The sequence below is a fragment of the Burkholderia sp. BE12 genome (genome assembly GCF_002959955.1).
GTDB lineage: Bacteria > Pseudomonadota > Gammaproteobacteria > Burkholderiales > Burkholderiaceae > Burkholderia.
In genome coordinates, this window is sequence record NZ_PREY01000009.1 from 59869 (window position 1) to 76623 (window position 16755).

Annotated in this window: 15 protein-coding genes; 9 read left to right on the forward strand and 6 right to left on the reverse strand. The window is 68.3% G+C overall.

Going from position 1 to position 16755, the window contains the following annotated elements; translation table 11 throughout:
- Nucleotides 1–31 precede the first annotated feature (31 nt).
- Both C4B30_RS11965 and C4B30_RS11970 read left to right on the forward strand, forming a co-directional pair.
- Nucleotides 32–1231 carry an acetyl-CoA C-acyltransferase gene (locus tag C4B30_RS11965; RefSeq protein WP_027785391.1) on the forward strand — a complete coding sequence of 400 codons (1200 nt, stop codon included), beginning with the start codon at nucleotides 32–34 and terminating at the stop codon, nucleotides 1229–1231.
- Nucleotides 1232–1322: 91 nt separating this feature from the next.
- The gene (locus C4B30_RS11970) at nucleotides 1323–2090 is read left to right on the forward strand and encodes an enoyl-CoA hydratase (protein ID WP_027785390.1); all 768 of its coding nucleotides are present in this window, start codon (nucleotides 1323–1325) and stop codon (nucleotides 2088–2090) included.
- A gap of 45 nt (nucleotides 2091–2135) precedes the next feature.
- Here the strand turns inward: C4B30_RS11970 and fdhD are convergent, their stop codons facing one another.
- The gene (gene fdhD / locus C4B30_RS11975; protein ID WP_089499158.1) at nucleotides 2136–2990 is read right to left on the reverse strand and encodes a formate dehydrogenase accessory sulfurtransferase FdhD; all 855 of its coding nucleotides are present in this window, start codon (nucleotides 2988–2990) and stop codon (nucleotides 2136–2138) included.
- Nucleotides 2991–3104: 114 nt separating this feature from the next.
- Here fdhD and C4B30_RS11980 point away from each other — a divergent pair, with 114 nt between their 5' ends.
- Nucleotides 3105–3587, forward strand: coding sequence for a nitrate reductase associated protein (locus C4B30_RS11980; RefSeq protein WP_027785388.1), 483 nt, complete (start codon nucleotides 3105–3107; stop codon nucleotides 3585–3587).
- Nucleotides 3588–3621: 34 nt separating this feature from the next.
- On the opposite strand, the gene C4B30_RS11985 is transcribed toward C4B30_RS11980, so the two are convergent.
- Complete coding sequence (locus C4B30_RS11985; RefSeq protein WP_027785387.1) at nucleotides 3622–4017, reverse strand: acyl-CoA thioesterase; 396 nt, start codon at nucleotides 4015–4017, stop codon at nucleotides 3622–3624.
- A gap of 176 nt (nucleotides 4018–4193) precedes the next feature.
- Between C4B30_RS11985 and C4B30_RS11995 the strand changes: the two genes are divergently transcribed.
- Nucleotides 4194–6065, forward strand: coding sequence for an ABCB family ABC transporter ATP-binding protein/permease (locus C4B30_RS11995; RefSeq protein ID WP_027785386.1), 1872 nt, complete (start codon nucleotides 4194–4196; stop codon nucleotides 6063–6065).
- A 216-nt stretch (nucleotides 6066–6281) separates the two neighbouring features.
- Here the strand turns inward: C4B30_RS11995 and murU are convergent, their stop codons facing one another.
- A complete protein-coding gene (murU, locus tag C4B30_RS12000; RefSeq protein ID WP_027785385.1) occupies nucleotides 6282–7004 on the reverse strand; it encodes an N-acetylmuramate alpha-1-phosphate uridylyltransferase MurU in 723 nt (240 codons plus the stop codon).
- Nucleotides 7005–7026: 22 nt separating this feature from the next.
- On the reverse strand, nucleotides 7027–8076 hold the full coding sequence (locus C4B30_RS12005) for an aminoglycoside phosphotransferase family protein (protein WP_027785384.1): 1050 nt from the start codon (nucleotides 8074–8076) through the stop codon (nucleotides 7027–7029).
- Nucleotides 8077–8299: 223 nt separating this feature from the next.
- On the opposite strand from C4B30_RS12005, the gene C4B30_RS12010 reads away from it, so the two are divergent.
- Genes C4B30_RS12010 through rsmA form a run of 4 tightly spaced genes read left to right on the forward strand, consistent with a single transcriptional unit; the run spans nucleotide 8300 to nucleotide 13956 of the window.
- Complete coding sequence (locus C4B30_RS12010; RefSeq protein ID WP_027785383.1) at nucleotides 8300–10660, forward strand: LPS-assembly protein LptD; 2361 nt, start codon at nucleotides 8300–8302, stop codon at nucleotides 10658–10660.
- A 51-nt stretch (nucleotides 10661–10711) separates the two neighbouring features.
- The gene (locus tag C4B30_RS12015; protein WP_027785382.1) at nucleotides 10712–12070 is read left to right on the forward strand and encodes a peptidylprolyl isomerase; all 1359 of its coding nucleotides are present in this window, start codon (nucleotides 10712–10714) and stop codon (nucleotides 12068–12070) included.
- Between the two features lie 11 nt (nucleotides 12071–12081).
- Nucleotides 12082–13080: a 4-hydroxythreonine-4-phosphate dehydrogenase PdxA gene (gene pdxA / locus C4B30_RS12020; protein ID WP_027785381.1), complete on the forward strand. Its 999-nt coding sequence runs from the start codon at nucleotides 12082–12084 to the stop codon at nucleotides 13078–13080.
- Nucleotides 13081–13128: 48 nt separating this feature from the next.
- Nucleotides 13129–13956, forward strand: a complete 828-nt coding sequence (gene rsmA, locus C4B30_RS12025) for a 16S rRNA (adenine(1518)-N(6)/adenine(1519)-N(6))-dimethyltransferase RsmA (RefSeq protein ID WP_027785380.1) — start codon at nucleotides 13129–13131, stop codon at nucleotides 13954–13956.
- An 84-nt stretch (nucleotides 13957–14040) separates the two neighbouring features.
- On the opposite strand, the gene C4B30_RS12030 is transcribed toward rsmA, so the two are convergent.
- Nucleotides 14041–14976, reverse strand: a complete 936-nt coding sequence (locus C4B30_RS12030; protein ID WP_027785379.1) for a DMT family transporter — start codon at nucleotides 14974–14976, stop codon at nucleotides 14041–14043.
- Between the two features lie 395 nt (nucleotides 14977–15371).
- Here C4B30_RS12030 and gloA point away from each other — a divergent pair, with 395 nt between their 5' ends.
- Nucleotides 15372–15755, forward strand: a complete 384-nt coding sequence (gene gloA / locus C4B30_RS12035; protein ID WP_006477863.1) for a lactoylglutathione lyase — start codon at nucleotides 15372–15374, stop codon at nucleotides 15753–15755.
- 108 nt (nucleotides 15756–15863) lie between these two features.
- On the opposite strand, the gene C4B30_RS12040 is transcribed toward gloA, so the two are convergent.
- On the reverse strand, nucleotides 15864–16751 hold the full coding sequence (locus C4B30_RS12040) for a M48 family metallopeptidase (RefSeq protein WP_027785378.1): 888 nt from the start codon (nucleotides 16749–16751) through the stop codon (nucleotides 15864–15866).
- Nucleotides 16752–16755 lie beyond the last annotated feature (4 nt).

Below are 16755 nucleotides of genomic sequence, written 5' to 3' on the forward strand. Positions count from 1 at the left end.
GCGAGCGGACAGAGCGGACAAGGAGTCTGAAATGAGCAAACAATTGCAAGACGCATACATCGTCGCCGCCAGCCGCACGCCGATCGGCAAGGCTCCGCGCGGTGTGTTCAAGAACACGCGGCCGGACGAGCTGCTGGTCCACGCGATCAAGTCGGCGGTCGCGCAGGTGCCCGGCTTCGACACGAAGCTGATCGAGGACGCGATCATCGGCTGCGCGATTCCGGAAGCCGAGCAGGGCCTGAACGTCGCGCGCATGGGCGCGCTGCTCGCCGGCCTGCCGCAGACGGTCGGCGGCGTGACGGTCAACCGCTTCTGCGCGTCGGGCATCACCGCGCTGGCGATGGCGGCCGACCGGATCCGCGTCGGCGAATCGGACGCGATCTTCGCGGGCGGCTGCGAGTCGATGAGCATGGTGCCGATGATGGGCAACAAGCCGTCGATGTCGCCGCACATCTTCGATCGCAACGAAGATTTCGGCATCGCGTACGGGATGGGCCTGACGGCCGAGCGCGTCGCCGAGCAGTGGAAGGTGAGCCGCGAGGACCAGGACGCGTTCTCGGTCGAGTCGCACCGCAAGGCGCTCGCCGCGCAGCAGGCCGGCGAGTTCAACGACGAGATCGCCGCCTACACGATCACCGAGCGCTTCCCGAACCTCGCGACCGGCGAAATCGACGTGAAGACGCGCGAGATCAAGCTCGACGAAGGTCCGCGCGCGGATACGTCGATCGAAGGCCTCGCGAAGCTGCGCACGGTATTCGCGAACAAGGGCTCGGTCACGGCCGGCAACAGCTCGCAGACGTCGGACGGCGCCGGCGCGCTGCTCGTCGTGTCGGAGAAAGTGCTGAAGGCGTTCAACCTGACGCCGCTCGCGCGCTTCGTGAGCTTCGCGGTGCGCGGCGTGCCGCCGGAAATCATGGGCATCGGCCCGAAGGAAGCGATTCCGGCCGCGTTGAAGGCCGCCGGCCTGAAGCAGGACGATCTCGACTGGATCGAGCTGAACGAAGCGTTCGCCGCCCAATCGCTGGCGGTGATGCGCGACCTCGGCCTCGATCCGTCGAAGGTCAACCCGATGGGCGGCGCGATCGCACTGGGCCACCCGCTCGGCGCGACCGGCGCGATCCGCGCGGCGACCGTCGTGCACGGCCTGCGCCGCCGCAACCTGAAGTACGGGATGGTCACGATGTGCGTCGGCACCGGCATGGGCGCCGCGGGCATCATCGAACGCCTGTAAGCGGGACGCGACGAAAAGCGACGACGGTGCGCGGGCCACGAGCTCGCGCACCGTTTTTTATTCCGGTAGAGGACAGTTCAAGGAGACGGTTGTGGCCGACATTCAAGTGGAGCGCGCCGACGGCGTGATGACGATCACGATCGCGCGCCCGGCGAAGAAGAACGCGCTGACGGCGGCGATGTACCAGACGATGGCCGATGCGCTCGCCGACGCGCAGGAAGACAAGGCGGTCCGCGTGATCCTGCTGCGCGGCAGCGACGGCAATTTCAGCGCGGGGAACGATCTCGAGGATTTCCTGAAGTCGCCGCCGAAGGACGATACCGCGTCGGTCTTCCAGTTTCTGGCGCGGATCAGCAGCGCGAGCAAGCCGATCGTGGCGGCGGTGCCGGGCATCGCGGTGGGCGTCGGCGTGACGATGCTGCTGCACTGCGATCTGGTCTACGCGGCCGATACCGCGACGTTCTCGCTGCCGTTCGCGCAGCTCGGGCTGTGCCCGGAAGCCGCGTCGAGCGCGCTGCTGCCGCGCCTGGCCGGCCATCAGGTCGCCGCCGAGAAGCTGTTGCTCGGCGAAGCGTTCGACGCGCTGGAGGCGCACCGGATCGGCATCGTCAATCGCGTGCTGCCGGCGGCCGAACTCGACGCATTCGCGGCGAAGCAGGCGGCGAAGCTGGCGGCGTTGCCTGCGGCATCGCTGCGTGTGACGAAGGCGCTGTTGAAGGATACGGGCGGCGTGGCGACGCCCGCGCGGATGGCCGAGGAGGCGCGCCACTTCGCCGCGATGCTGCGCGCGCCGGAAGCGCGCGAGGCGATGACGGCGTTCTTCGAGAAGCGCAAGCCGGATTTCCGTCAGTTCGACTGATGGAGCGGGCCGCGCCGGCGGCGGATCGCCGGCGCGCGATTGCGATCAGGCCGTGCCGTAGTCGACGTGGCCCGTTTCGCGGCAGAAGCTGACGAGCCGCAAGCCGGCCGCCTTCGCGATCTCGATCGCGAGCGACGACGGTGCGGAGATGGTCGCGACCAGCGGGATGCCGACCCGCGCGGCCTTGCGTACGAGCTCGTAGCTCGCGCGGCTCGACAGGAACACGAAGCCGTCGGTGGTGTCGGCGCGCGACAGCACGAGCGAGCCGATCAGCTTGTCGAGCGCATTGTGGCGGCCGACGTCCTCGAAGGCCATCCGGATCGCGCCTGTTGCGTCGCACCACGCGGCCGCATGCAGGCCGCCGGTCAGTTTCGTGAGCGCCTGGTGTGCCGGCAGCGCATGCGCGGCACGCGCGAGCGCGTCGGGCGCGAGGCGCGCGAGAAAGCCGGTATCGGGCACGCGTTCGGGCGCAAGGTCGAGCAGGTCGATGCTTTCGATGCCGCAGACGCCGCAGCCCGTGCGCCCCGCGAGCGCGCGGCGCCGGTCCTTCAGCGCGGCGAACGCCTGCTGGACGACTTCCAGGTGGACTTCCGCATGCGGCAGCGGCGCGTCGGCGTGCAGGATCACCTCGATGTCCTTGATGTCGCTGCCGCGCGCAACGATCCCTTCCGAGATCGCGAAGCCGACCGCGAACGCTTCGAGGTCGCATGGCGTACACATCATCACTGCGTGCGAGATGCCGTTGAAGACGAGTGCGACCGGCCATTCCTGGCCGACGAAGTCGTGCGCGGTCTGGACCGCGCCGCCGCGCGTGCGGCTCACGGGCAGCTCGATCGCGCCGCGCGGTTCATCGCGAAGTTCGTCGCGCGGTTCGTCTGATTGGGTCGGATTCACGAGCACTCCCGTTGATTCGAAGCACGGCCGGCGACGATCGTGCCGCCACCCGCGCGCAGAGGTTCTAAAATACCTCAGGCAAGCCGGCCGCGCCGGCATCCGCCACGTCAGGTAACGACCATGGGACTCAGCGACGCTCCGTTGCTCTTCAACTTCGAACACGATTCGTCGGAAAACTTCACGTATATCCCGATGATCGTGCGTTTCAATCTCGATCGCTTCGGGCTGCGGATTTCGCTCGAACAGTGGCAACTGCTGCCGCTCGAGGACCGCAAGCTGCTCGCGCGCTTTCCGGCCGACGACGACACCGCGATCGAGCCCAACTTCGATCACGCGCTGTTCGAAATGCTGCGCACGCACGCCGATCTGGAGCCGTCATGGTTCCAGCCGGACGAGCAGCCGGCCTGGCGCGTCGTCGATACGGTGCCGGAGTCGCTCGTGGAGCAGAGCGCGCTGGCCGGGCTGCCGGCGCCCGCGCTCGTGCAGTGGCAGCGGCTCGCACCGTTCCAGCGCTACGTGCTCGTCAAGCTGTCGCGCAAGCCGACGCTGAATCACGATTTCCTGCCCGCGATGCGGGAGTTCGGGCTGACGGCCACGCACTGACGGCCGCCTGCCGCGCTGCGACGGCGCCTGCCCGTCAGAGCGGCGGCAGTTGCCGCGGCTTGCGGTCGGAGCCGGTCGCGACGTACGTGAGCGTCGCTTCGGTCACCTTCACGACTTCGCCCATGAGGCGCATGCGCTGGGCGTACACCTCGACGTCGACCGTGATCGACGTATTGCCGGTGCGCATGATGGTGGCGTAGAAGCTCAGCAGGTCGCCGACGAATACCGGTTGCTTGAACACGAACGAGTTGACCGCGACCGTCGCGACACGGCCGTTCGCGCGCTGGCTCGCGGGAATCGAGCCGGCGATGTCGACCTGCGACATGATCCAGCCGCCGAACACGTCGCCGTGAACGTTCGCGTCGTGCGGTTGCGGGACGACGCGCAGCGCGGGCTGCTTCTGCGGGAGATCGAGGGTCGAATCGGTCATGGCGGGGGCTTTCATCCTGTAATAAATGGGCCGCCGCGCGCAGCCCGGCCGGCGAGGGCGCCGGCAGCGGCGCGAAGCGGCTTCTGCGACAATACAACGTTCGCAAATTGTACGAGAAAGCGCGCGAGCCGGCCGCCGATACGCGCGTCCGGTGTCGCCGCACAACCCTTCCCTCCATGCGCCGATTTCCCGCTTCCGGCGAGCCCGCGCCGGCTTCGACCGGGCCTCGCAACGACTGGCAGACCATCCGGTCGCTGCTGCCGTACCTGACCACCTACAAATGGCGCGTCGCGCTCGCGCTCGGCTGCCTGATCGGTGCGAAGGTCGCGAACCTCGGCGTGCCGGTCGTGATGAAGCGCATCGTCGACCATCTGTCCTACGTGCAGCAGCTCACCGCGCTCGGCCGTGCCGAGCAGTCGGCCGGCATCGTGCTCGCGGGCGGCGTCGGGCTCCTGGTTCTCGCGTATGCGCTCGTGCGGCTGTCGACGTCGCTCTTCACCGAGCTGCGCGAAATCCTGTTCTCGAAGGTCACCGAGAGCGCGGTGCGCCAGCTCGCGCTGCAGGTGTTCCGGCATCTGCACGGGCTGTCGCTGCGGTTTCACCTCGAACGCCAGACGGGCGGCATGTCGCGCGACATCGAGCGCGGCACGCGCGGCATCCAGCAACTGATTTCGTATTCGCTGTACAGCATCCTGCCGACGCTCGTCGAGGTCGGGCTCGTGCTCGGCTTCTTCGTGGTCAAGTACGAGGCCTACTACGCATACGTGACGTTCGCGGCGCTGGTCACGTACATCGTGTTCACCGTGAAGGTCACCAACTGGCGCACGCACTTTCGCCGCACGATGAACGAACTCGATTCGCGCGCGAACTCGCGGGCAATCGACTCGCTGATCAACTACGAGACGGTGAAGTACTTCGGCAACGAGGAGTGGGAGGCGCAGCGCTACGACGAGAACCTGAAGCGCTACCGGAAGGCCGCGATCCGCTCGCAGAACTCGCTGTCGGTGCTGAACTTCGGCCAGCAGGCAATCATCGGCACGGGGCTCGTGTTCATCCTGTGGCGCGCGACCCAGGGCGTGCTCGCAGGCAAGCTGACGCTCGGCGATCTCGTGCTGATCAACACGTTCATGCTGCAGCTGTACATTCCGCTGAACTTCCTCGGCGTCGTCTATCGCGAGCTGAAGCAGAGCCTGACCGACATGGACCGGATGTTCGGGCTGCTGTCGGCGCCGAAGGAGGTGGCCGATCGGCCCGATGCGCCGCCGCTCGCGGTGGCCGGCGCGCAGGTGCGTTTCGAGCACGTGAACTTCGCGTACGAGCCGTCGCGGCAGATCCTGCACGACGTGACGTTTACGATCGATGCCGGCACGACGACCGCGGTGGTCGGCCACAGCGGTTCGGGGAAGTCGACGCTGTCGCGGCTGCTGTTCCGCTTCTACGATCTCGATCGGCAGGCGGGCGGCGCGATCCGGATCGACGGCCAGGATATCCGCGACGTCACTCAGGAATCGCTGCGTGCATCGATCGGGATCGTGCCGCAGGACACCGTGCTGTTCAACGACTCGATCTACTACAACATCGCGTACGGCCGGCCGACCGCGACCCGCGACGAGGTGGTCGCGGCCGCGCGCGCCGCGCACATCCACGATTTCATCGAAAGTCTGCCGAAGGGCTATGACACGCCGGTCGGCGAGCGCGGGCTGAAGCTGTCGGGCGGCGAGAAGCAGCGCGTCGCGATCGCGCGCACGCTGCTGAAGGATCCGCCGGTGCTGCTGTTCGACGAAGCGACGTCGGCGCTCGATTCGCGCTCGGAACGCGCGATCCAGCACGAACTCGACCAGATCGCGCGGCATCGCACGACGCTCGTGATCGCTCACCGGCTGTCGACGGTCGTGCACGCGCAGCAGATCCTCGTGATGGACCACGGGCGGATCGTCGAGCGCGGCACGCACGACGAACTCGTGCGCGCCGACGGGCTGTATGCGCAGATGTGGGCGCTGCAGCAGCAACGCGCGGCGGCCGGCGGAGAAGAGGCCGAGGCCGCGTGAGTGCGGGTGTCGCACGAGGCGGTGCGCGGCCCGGGCGGGCGGGTTGCCGGCTGTCCGGCAGCGTGGCGGCGGCACGGCCGGGTGAACCGGCGGGGCGTTCGCTCCACTCGATTCCGGATCGGTTCGCGGCCGGTTGACCGGGCGCCGTCGTCGACCCGTCAGCCCATCGGCCCATCGGCCGCCGCGCCGGCGAACCGGCAGTCAGCCGCGAAACGATCAGCCCGCGGCGGCGCGCAGCCGCGCGTCGAGTTCGCCGAGCTGCGCGGGCGTGCCGACGTTCTCCCAGATTCCTTCGTACAGTTCGCCGCTCGCGTGGCCGGCTTCGATCGCCGCGCGATAGTACGGCGTCAGCGCGCGCCGCGTGCCGGGCGCCAGGTCGCGGAACATCCGCGTGTCGTACAGGCCGATGTTGCCGAACGTGAAGCGCGCGGCGCCGTCGAGCGCGAGACGGCTGTCGTCGCCGAGCGCGAAGTCGCCGGCCGGATGGAACGGCGGGTTCGGCACCATCACGAGGTGCATTGCCGGCGTATCGAGCACGGCCATCCGGGCGGCGCGCGGTGCGAGCGTCCGGTAGTCGAACGCGCAGTACACGTCGCCGCTGACGGCCGCGAACACGGCCGGCTGGCCGTCGCGCTCGAGCAGCGGCAGCGCCTGCGCGATGCCGCCGGCGGTTTCCAGCGCTTCGCCCTCGGCCGAATACGCGAGCCGCACGCCCCAGCGCGAACCGTCGCCGAGCGCGGTTTCGATCTGCTCGCCGAGCCATGCGTGGTTGATCACGATGGTCTCGATGCCCGCACGCGCGAGCGCCTCGATCTGCCACACGATCAGCGGCTTGCCGCCGGCTTCGAGCAGCGGCTTCGGGCGGGTGTCGGTCAGCGGGCGCATCCGTTCGCCGCGCCCGGCGGCGAAAATCATCGCCGTGGTCAGGGTAGTGCTCATGTTCGACTGGGTGTGAGGACGCTCAGAACGTATAGCCGACGTCGGCCGGTGCGTTGCCCTCGAACTCGTCGAGCAGCTTCGCGAACGGCCCGAGCGGGCGGTAGCGCAGCGCGACCTTGCGCGCATACGCGAGGAAGCGCGGCAGGTCGTTCAGATAATGCGGCTTGCCGTCGCGGTAGTTGATGCGCGCGAACAGGCCGAGGATCTTGATATGGCGTTGCAGCCCCATCCATTCCAGCTGACGGTAGAACTCGCCGAAGTCGGGATCGACCGGCAGGCCGGCCTTTTTGGCCTTTTCCCAGTAGTACGCGAAGCAGTCGAGCTCGAACTCCTCGTCCCAACTGACGAATGCGTCGCGCAGCAGCGACACGACGTCGTACGTCAGCGGCCCGTACACGGCATCCTGGAAGTCGAGCACGCCCGGGTTCGGCTCGCACACCATCAGGTTGCGCGGCATGAAGTCGCGCAGCATGAAGCCCTGCGGCTGCGCGTGCGCGCTCGCGACCAGCAGCGCGAACGTGCGGTCGAGCGTGCCGCGCATCGCGTCGGTGACGGGCTTGCCGAGGTGGCGGCCGACGAACCATTCGGGCAGCAGCTCCATTTCGCGGCGCAGGAACGCTTCGTCGAACGGCGGCAGCACGTCGGGCTTCGACGTGAGCTGGAAGCGGATCAGCGCATCGAGCGCGGCGCGCATCAGGGCTCGCGCGGCGGCCGGATCGGCCGGATCGAGCACCGAGATGTACGACGTGCGGCCGAGGTCGGTCACGAGCATGAAGCCCGCGTCGAAATCGTGGGCCAGCACGTCCGGCACGTGGTCGCCGGCCGCGGCGAGCAGCTGCGCGACCTGGACGAACTCGCGGCACTTCTCGGGCGGCGGCGCATCGACCGCGATCAGCGTGCCGCCGGTGCTGGCGGCCGACGCGACGCGGAAATAGCGGCGGAAACTGGCGTCCGACGAGGCGGGCGCGAGCGTCGACAGGTCGAGGGCATACCGCTCGGCGAGCGGGTGCAGCCACGCGGTGAGCGCTTCGAGGCGGGCGTCGGGCTGGGATGCGGCGGATGGGGGCGTCATGAAACTCGGCGGAGGGGGGAACGTCTTGCCATATAATACCCCACGACTTTTTTGACGCGCCCCGCGTCAGCTTCCGCCGTGCAGGCCCGCCGCCTGTCGCGCCGTCCGCCCGATCGCCTCCCCGGTTTGCGAAGAGCCGCAGTCGCGGCTCGACGGCGCGGCCCGCCGCGCGCGAAGGTGCCGTGCAGATGCGGCTGACAAGGGGCGATTCGCCAAACGATAGATGCCGCCCAAACCGCTATTCCCGAATGTTTTCCCCGGTGACGGGGCGCCGCGCAAACGGCGGCTCGCGCTCGCGCTGCTGGCCGTGCCCGGCCTCGTGCCGGCCGTGTCGTACGCGCAGCTGTCGGGTGCGGCTGCGCAGCCGCAGCCGCTCGACTCGCCGTGGGATCTGCGTCTCGCGCCCCAGCTCGAGGATCATCCGCTGAAGGACGGCGCGAAGCCGGCCGCCTTCGTGATCGCCGACCATACGAGCGGCACCGCCGAGCAGGACCTCGCCGCGAAGGGTTCGGCCGAGCTGCGGCGCGGCGACGCCGTCGTGAAGGCCGACGCGATCCACTACGATCAGGATACCGACATGGCCGATGCGTACGGCCAGGTCAAGGTGGTCAATGGCGGTACGTCGTTCGCGGGCCCCGAGGCGCACCTGAAGATCGAGGCGAGCCAGGGCTTCATGACCGCGCCGAAGTATCACTTCAACGTGACGGGCGGGTCGGGCAGCGCGGAGCGCGTCGACATGGTCGACAACGAGCGCTCGGTGTTCGTCAACGGCACGTATACGGCGTGCCAGTGCTCGACGAACCCCGCGTGGTACATCAAGGGCAGCCGCTTCGATTTCGATACGGGCGCCGACGAGGGCACCGCGCGCAACGGCGTGCTGTTCTTCCAGGGCGTGCCGATCTTCGCGAGCCCGTGGATGACGTTCCCGCTGTCGGGCGAGCGGCGCAGCGGCCTGCTGCCGCCGACGTTCTCGATGAACTCGAACAACGGCTTCGAGCTGTCGCTGCCGTACTACTTCAACATCGCGCCGAACCGCGACCTCACGCTCACGCCGCGCATCATCTCGCGGCGCGGCGTGATGGCCGAAGCGACGTTCCGTTACCTGTCGCCGTCGTATTCGGGCACGTTTACGGCCAATTACCTGCCGGATGACCGGCTCGCGCACCGCAACCGCTACGCGATCTACTGGCAGCACCAGCAGAATTTCGGCGGCGGCTTCGGCGGCTACGTCTACTTCAACAAGGTCTCGGACAACACGTATCCCGAAGACCTCGGGTCGGCGAACCAGTTCATCAACGGCACGCAGACGCTGTACCAGCAGGAAGCCGGCCTCACGTACAACAACGGCCCGTGGTCGGTGCTCGCGCGCTACCAGCACTGGCAGACGCTGCCGCCGTCGATCGCGCCGTACAGCCGCGAGCCGCAGTTGAACGTGAAGTACACGAAGTACAACGTCGGCGGCTTCGACTTCGGCGCGGAAGCCGACTATTCGCGGTTTCGCATCACGACCGCCGATGCGACCCAGGGCGACCGGATCGTCTTCAACCCGTACATCTCGTACGGCGTGTACGGCCCCGGCTACTTCGCCGTGCCGAAGGTCCAGTACCACTTCGCGTCGTACGACCTGAACTACCTGTCGTCGACCACGCCGAACAGCCCGAAGCGTTTCACCGAGTCGATCCCGACCGTGAGCTTCGATTCGGGCCTGATCTTCGATCGTTCGGTGCGCCTGTTCGGCCAGGACTTCATCCAGACCCTCGAGCCGCGCCTGTACTACGTGTACACGCCGTATCGCGACCAGTCCAACGCGCCGCTGTTCGACACCGCGGAATCGGACTTCGGCCTCGCGGAGATCTACCAGCCGAACACGTACGTCGGTAACGACCGGATCGCCGATGCGAACCGGATCACGGCCGGCCTGACGTCGCGCTTCATCGATCCGCGCACCGGCGACGAGCGCGCGCGCTTCGTGATCGCGCAGCAGTACTACTTCGCCGATCAGCGCGTCACGCTGAACCCCGGGCAGAGCGCCGTGCTGGCGCGTCACTCGGACCTGATCGTCGGCGCCGCGCTGAAGCTCGGCTCGGGCTTCATGTCGGAAACGGCGTTCCAGTACAACCAGAACAACAACCAGCTCGTGAAGTCGAGCGTCGGTTTCGGCTACAGCCCGGGCGAGCGCCGCGTGATCAACGTCGGCTACCGCTATACGCGCGCGAACACCACGCTCGACAACCAGCCGATCAACCAGTTCCTGGTGTCCGCGCAATGGCCGCTCACGCGCCGCCTGTATGCGATCGGCCGTTTCAACTACGACCTCGCCGGAGATCGCGTGGTCGACGGTCTGGTCGGCTTACAATACGACGCGGATTGCTGGGCGCTCGGAGTCGGGGTGCAGCGGGCCGCGAACGGCATCAATTCGTCGGGACAGCAGAACTCGTCGACGCGATTCATGATGCAACTGACGCTCAAGGGCTTGTCGACCGTCGACAACGGCCTCGTGTCCGCATTCCGCGCCGGGGTGCCGGGCTACACGCCGTTGCCGCCGCCGCCGCCGCCGATGTCCCGCTTCAGCAACTACGAGTAACGCCGGCATGTCTGCACCGGTCAGCACGATTTCAATGGAGTTTCAGTGGCAATGAAGAAAACCCTTCGTTTCGCGGCAGTCGTGTCCAGCCTCGCCGCGTCCGCCGCGCTGCTCGCCGCCGCGCCGGCCGCGGCGCAGGCGCTCGGTTCGCAAGGTGCGCAGCTCGCCGACGAAGTCGTCGCGGTCGTCAACAACGACGTGATCACGGGCCGCGAACTCGACCAGCGCGTGGGCCTGATCGCACGCCGGCTGCAGCAGCAGAACGCGCCGGTGCCGCCGGCCGACCAGTTGCGCGCGCAGGTGCTGAACCAGATGGTGCTCGAACGTATCCAGGTGCAGAAGGCCAAGGACGACGGGATCCGCATCGACGATGCGACCGTGCAGGCCACGCTGCAGCGCCTCGCGCAGGCGAACGGGATGACGCTCGACCAGTACCGCGCGCGTCTCGAGGCGCAAGGCGTGCCCTGGAGCATCTTCACGAACGACGCGCGCACCGAGCTGATGCTGTCGAAGCTGCGCGAGCGCGAGGTCGACGGCAAGATCACGGTGTCGGACGCCGAGGTCGCGAACTACATTGCGAGCCAGCGCGGGCCGAACGCGTCGCAGCAGCAGGACCTGCGCTTCCAGCACATCTTCATCAAGGCGCCCACCAACGCGCCGCAGGCCGATATCGAAGCCGCGCAGAAGAAGGCCGAAGCGCTGCTGCAGCAGGCGAAGTCGGGCGCCGATTTCGAGCGGCTCGCAAAGAACAACTCCGAAGCGAACGACGCGAAGAAGGGCGGCGATCTCGGCTTCAAGGCGCCGAGCGCGCTGCCGGCCGAGGTCGTCGACGCCGCGTCGAAGCTGCGCCCGGGCCAGGTCAACCCGACGCTGATCCGCGTGCCGGACGGCTTCGAGATCGTGCGTCTCGTCGACCGCCGCCAGAGCCAGGGCGCGAGCGCCGCGGCGCCGAAGATCGTCCAGACGCACGTGCGCCACATCCTGCTGCGCGTCGGCGAAGGCAAGTCGGAAGGCCAGGCGCGTCAGCAACTGGTCGACATCCGCAACCAGGTCGAGGCCGGCGGCGATTTCGCGAAGTTCGCGCGCACCTACTCGCAGGACGGTTCGGCCTCGCAGGGCGGCGATCTCGGCTGGATCAGCCCGGGCGAGACCGTGCCGGAATTCGAGCGCGCGATGAACAACCTGCAGGACGGCCAGATCAGCCAGCCGATTCGTACCGAATACGGCTACCACCTGATCCAGGTGCTGAACCGCCGCGAGGCGGAAGGGTCGGTGCAGCAGCAGATGGACATCGCCCGTCAGGCGATCGGCCAGCGCAAGGCCGAACAGGCGTATGCCGACTGGCTGCGCGAACTGCGCGATTCGTCGTACGTGCAGTACAAGATCGGCGGCGTCGGCCCGGCGAACTGAGCGAGCATCGGATGACCACGCCCGCGCTGCAGATCGCGATCACGACCGGCGAACCCGCGGGGGTCGGCCCGGAGCTGACCGTGCAGGCGCTGCGTGACGCCGCGCAGCGCTGGCCCGACGCGCATTTCACCGTGCTCGGCGATGCGGCGCTGCTCGACGCGCGGGCGGCGGCGGTCGGCGCTGGCCCGGCCGCGCTGGCCGCATTGGCCGGCAGCACGCAGGTGTCGGTCGCGCATCATGCGCTGGCCGTGCCCGCGCAGGCGGGCAAGCTCGACGCGGCGAACGGCCGCTACGTGCTCGGGCTGCTCGACGCGGCGATCGACGGCGCGCTGGCGGGCCGGTACGACGCGATCGTCACCGCGCCGCTGCAGAAGAGCACGATCAACGATGCGGGCGTGCCATTCACCGGGCATACCGAATACCTGGCCGAACGCACGCATACGCCGCGCGTCGTGATGATGCTGGCGGGCACCGGCGACCGGCCGTTGCGCGTCGCGCTCGCGACCACGCACCTGCCGCTGAAGGACGTATCGGCCGCGCTGACGATCGACGGGCTCGTCGAGACGCTCGCGATCATCGATCGCGACCTGCGGCGCGACTTCGGTCTTGCCGCGCCGCGCATCCTCGTGACGGGCCTGAACCCGCACGCGGGCGAGAACGGTTATCTCGGCCGCGAGGAGATCGACGTGATTTCGCCGGCGCTGGCCCGCGCGAACGCGCAGCGCATCGACGCGCGCGGCCCGTATCCGGCCGACACGCTGTTCCAGCCGCGCCATCTGGCCGACGCCGATTGCGTGCTCGCGATGTTCCATGACCAGGGCCTGCCCGTGCTGAAGTACGCGACGTTCGGCGAGGGCATCAACGTGACGCTCGGGCTGCCGATCATCCGTACGTCGGTCGATCACGGCACCGCGCTCGATCTGGCCGGCACGGGCCGCGCGGATCCGGGCAGCATGATCGCCGCGCTCGACACGGCCGTCACGATGGCGCGCCATCGCCGCGCAGCCTGACGCTGCCGGTTTTACCCCATTCGTCGTATTTTTCGTTTTACTGAGTCGATGTCGAACAGCAGACAGCACCAAGGCCATTTCGCGCGCAAGCGCTTCGGGCAGAACTTCCTCGTCGATCACGGCGTGATCGACTCGATCGTCGCGACGATCGGCCCCGCGCGCGGCCAGCGGATGGTCGAGATCGGCCCCGGGCTCGGCGCGCTGACCGGGCCGCTGATCGAGCGTCTCGCGACGCCCGAGTCGCCGCTGCACGCGGTCGAGCTCGACCGCGACCTGATCGGGCGCCTGCAGCAACGCTTCGGCGCGCTGCTGGAGCTGCACGCGGGCGACGCGCTCGCGTTCGACTTCCGTTCGCTCGCGTCGCCTGGCGACAAGCCGTCGCTCCGGATCGTCGGCAACCTGCCGTACAACATTTCCAGCCCGCTGCTGTTTCATCTGATGACGTTCGCCGATGCGGTCATCGACCAGCATTTCATGCTGCAGAACGAAGTCGTCGAGCGGATGGTCGCGGAGCCGGGCACGAAGGCGTTTTCGCGATTGTCGGTGATGCTGCAGTACCGCTACGTGATGGAAAAGATGCTTGACGTGCCGCCGGAATCGTTCCAGCCGCCGCCGAAGGTCGATTCGGCGATCGTCCGGATGATTCCGTACGAGCCGCACGAACTGCCGGACGTCGACCCGGTGCTGCTCGGCGAAATCGTCACGGCCGCGTTCTCGCAGCGCCGCAAGATGCTGCGCAATACGCTCGGCGATTACCGCGAGACCATCGATTTCGATGCGCTCGGCTTCGATCTCGCGCGCCGTGCGGAGGACGTGAGCGTGGCCGAATACGTCGGCGTCGCACAGGTGCTTGCGGCGCGGCGCAAGGCCGGATGACGCGCGTGGCGCGAGCCGTCGACCGTATCGAAGAGGCTGCCTGACCGGCAGCTTTTTTATTGCCCGCGCGTCTTGCGCCGGTCGTCACGTCCGCCGGCGCGGCGGCGCGTTGACGAGCGCGATGCCGGTCAGCACCAGCGCGGCCGCGGACATGAAGCGCCAGCCGACCGTTTCGCCGAGCAGCAGCACGCCGAACGCGACGCCGAACAGCGGCGACAGGAACGTGAACACGGACAGCCGGGACGCGCTGTAGCGCGTCAGCAGCCAGAACCACGACAGGTAGCTGACGAACGCGACGATCACCGACTGGTACGCGAGACTCGCCAGCGCGATCGGCGTGACCCGCACGAACGACACCTGGCCGAACAGCGCGGCGAGCGCGACCAGTACGACCGCCGATACCGCGAGCTGGTAGAACAGCGTCTTGCTCGCGCTGGCCCGCGCGAGCGCCGTCGAGCGTACGACCACCGTCGTCGCGGCCCACATCGCACCGCCGAGGATCCCGAGCGCGTCGCCGGCGAGCCCGGCCAGCACGGATGCGCCGGGCGCGCGCGGCTTCAGGAAACCGTCCGCGAACGCGAGCGCGATGCCGGCGAATGCGAGGCCGACGCCGGCCCATTGCGTGCGCTGCAGCCGCTCGCCCGGTGCGAACAGGTGCAGGCCGAGCGCGGTGAAGCAGGGCGCCGTGTACAGAAAGATCGCCATGTGCGACGCGCTCGTGAGCGTCAGCCCGAAGAACACGCAGACGAATTCGCCGGCGAACAGCGCACCGGCCGCGAGCCCCGCGCCGAATGTGCCGTCCGCCTGAAACAGCGGCGTGCCGCGCGTGCGGGCCCAGCCCCAGAGCAGCATCGCGGCGATCACCGAGCGTAGCCCGGCCTGGAACATCGGCGCGATCGCGGCGTTCGTGCTCTTGATCGCGACCTGCTGGAAGCCCCAGATCGCGCACAGCAGCAGCATCAGGCCGACGGCGCGCGTGTCGAGCGCGCGGCGCACGGGGGCGGCGGCAAGCGCGGTCATCGGCGAACCTCGCGGGTGCGGTACGGCGACGACGAGGTCAGGCGGGCGGCGCGTCCGGCGCGCTCGGATCGGCGGTTTCGCACGGCAGTGGGACGTAGGGAAGAGTGGGTGGTCGCGGTCGGGCGGCGGCATGCATGCCCGCTTTTGGTGCGAAGTAGAAGGATGTTACCCGATCGGCGTGGGGGCCGGGCGAGCCGGGTCGTGCCGTTTTCCGCCGCGGCGCTCGTGCTCGCGAGGGGCCAACCGATGCGCCGCATCGGCCACGCATTGGCTCGGCGCGCCCGGCTAAGCGCCCCAGCCAGGCGCCCCAACTAGGCGCTCCGGCGCCGCCAGCGAAATACACCCGACTCCGGTAGAATTTCCGGCTCTGGAAAGTCCCCACAGGAGTACAACACATGCGTTTGCTGCATACGATGCTGCGAGTCGGCGATCTCGACCGCTCGATCAAGTTCTACACCGAGTTGCTCGGCATGAAGCTGCTGCGCCGCGAGGATTATCCGGAAGGCAAGTTCACGCTCGCGTTCGTCGGCTACGAAGACGAGAGCACGGGCACCGTGATCGAGCTGACTCACAACTGGGAGACGCCGTCCTACGATCTCGGCAACGGCTTCGGCCATCTGGCGGTGGCGGTCGACGATGCATACGCGGCCTGCGAGAAGATCAAGGCGCAAGGCGGCAAGGTCACGCGCGAGGCGGGCCCGATGAAGCACGGCACGACCGTGATCGCGTTCGTCGAGGATCCGGACGGCTACAAGATCGAGTTCATCCAGAAGAAGTAAGCGGCGGATGAACCGGGCTGCGGCGTGCGACGTGCGCCGCAGCAGCGAAACAGGGCGGTGCGGGGTAACCCGCACCGCCCTGTTTCGTTGGCGGCCAAGCCGCGCGTGTCAGAGCGACGGCAGCAGTTCGGGCGGGTGATGCTTGAGCGTGTGCCGCGCTTCGCGGAACTCGGGGAAGATCGATTCGACGGTCTGCCAGAAGGCCGGGCTGTGGTTCATCTCGCGCAGGTGCGACAGCTCGTGCGCGACGACGTAGTCGATGATCGACATCGGAAAATGGATCAGCCGCCAGTTCAGGCGGATCTTGCCGTCGCTCGAGCAACTGCCCCAACGCGTCGCGGCCGACGACAGCGCGTACATCGAATACGTGACGCCGAGCTTTTCCGCGTAGACCACGAGGCGTTCACCGAAGATGCGTTTCGCTTCGCCTTGCAGCCAGCCCTGCACGCGATCCTTGATCTGCTGCATGTCGGCCTGCACGGGCAGCGGCAGCGACAGACGCAGCGCATCGGCATCGAAGGCGACGGCGCCCGCGCCGAGCGCGATCGTCACCGTCTTGCCGAGATACGGCAGTTGCGCGCCGTCGCGCCAGTCGATCTGCGGCAGCGCGCGCTGCTCGGTGCGCGTCTTCCACTCCGCGAGCTTCGCGAAGATCCAGCGTTGTTTCTCGGCGATCGCCGCTTCGATGTCGGCGAGCGTGACCCAGCGCGGCGCGGTGATCGACAGCCCGCTGCCGTCGATCGTGAAGCCGATCGTGCGGCGCGCCGAGCGCTTCAGCCGGTATTCGAGCACGCGGCTGTCGAGCGCGAACGTGCGCACGCGTGAGCGATCGGGTGCCGGGCCCGGATCGAGCGGCGCGGCGGGGGCGGCTTCGGGCGGCGCCGGCGGCGCGGCAGGCGCCGACGGCGCCGCGGCCGGCCCGTCGAAGAGCGGCAGATCCATCTGGCGATGATCGAGGGCCACGACGGCAGGCCGTGGCCGCGGACGCTGTTTCATCAGT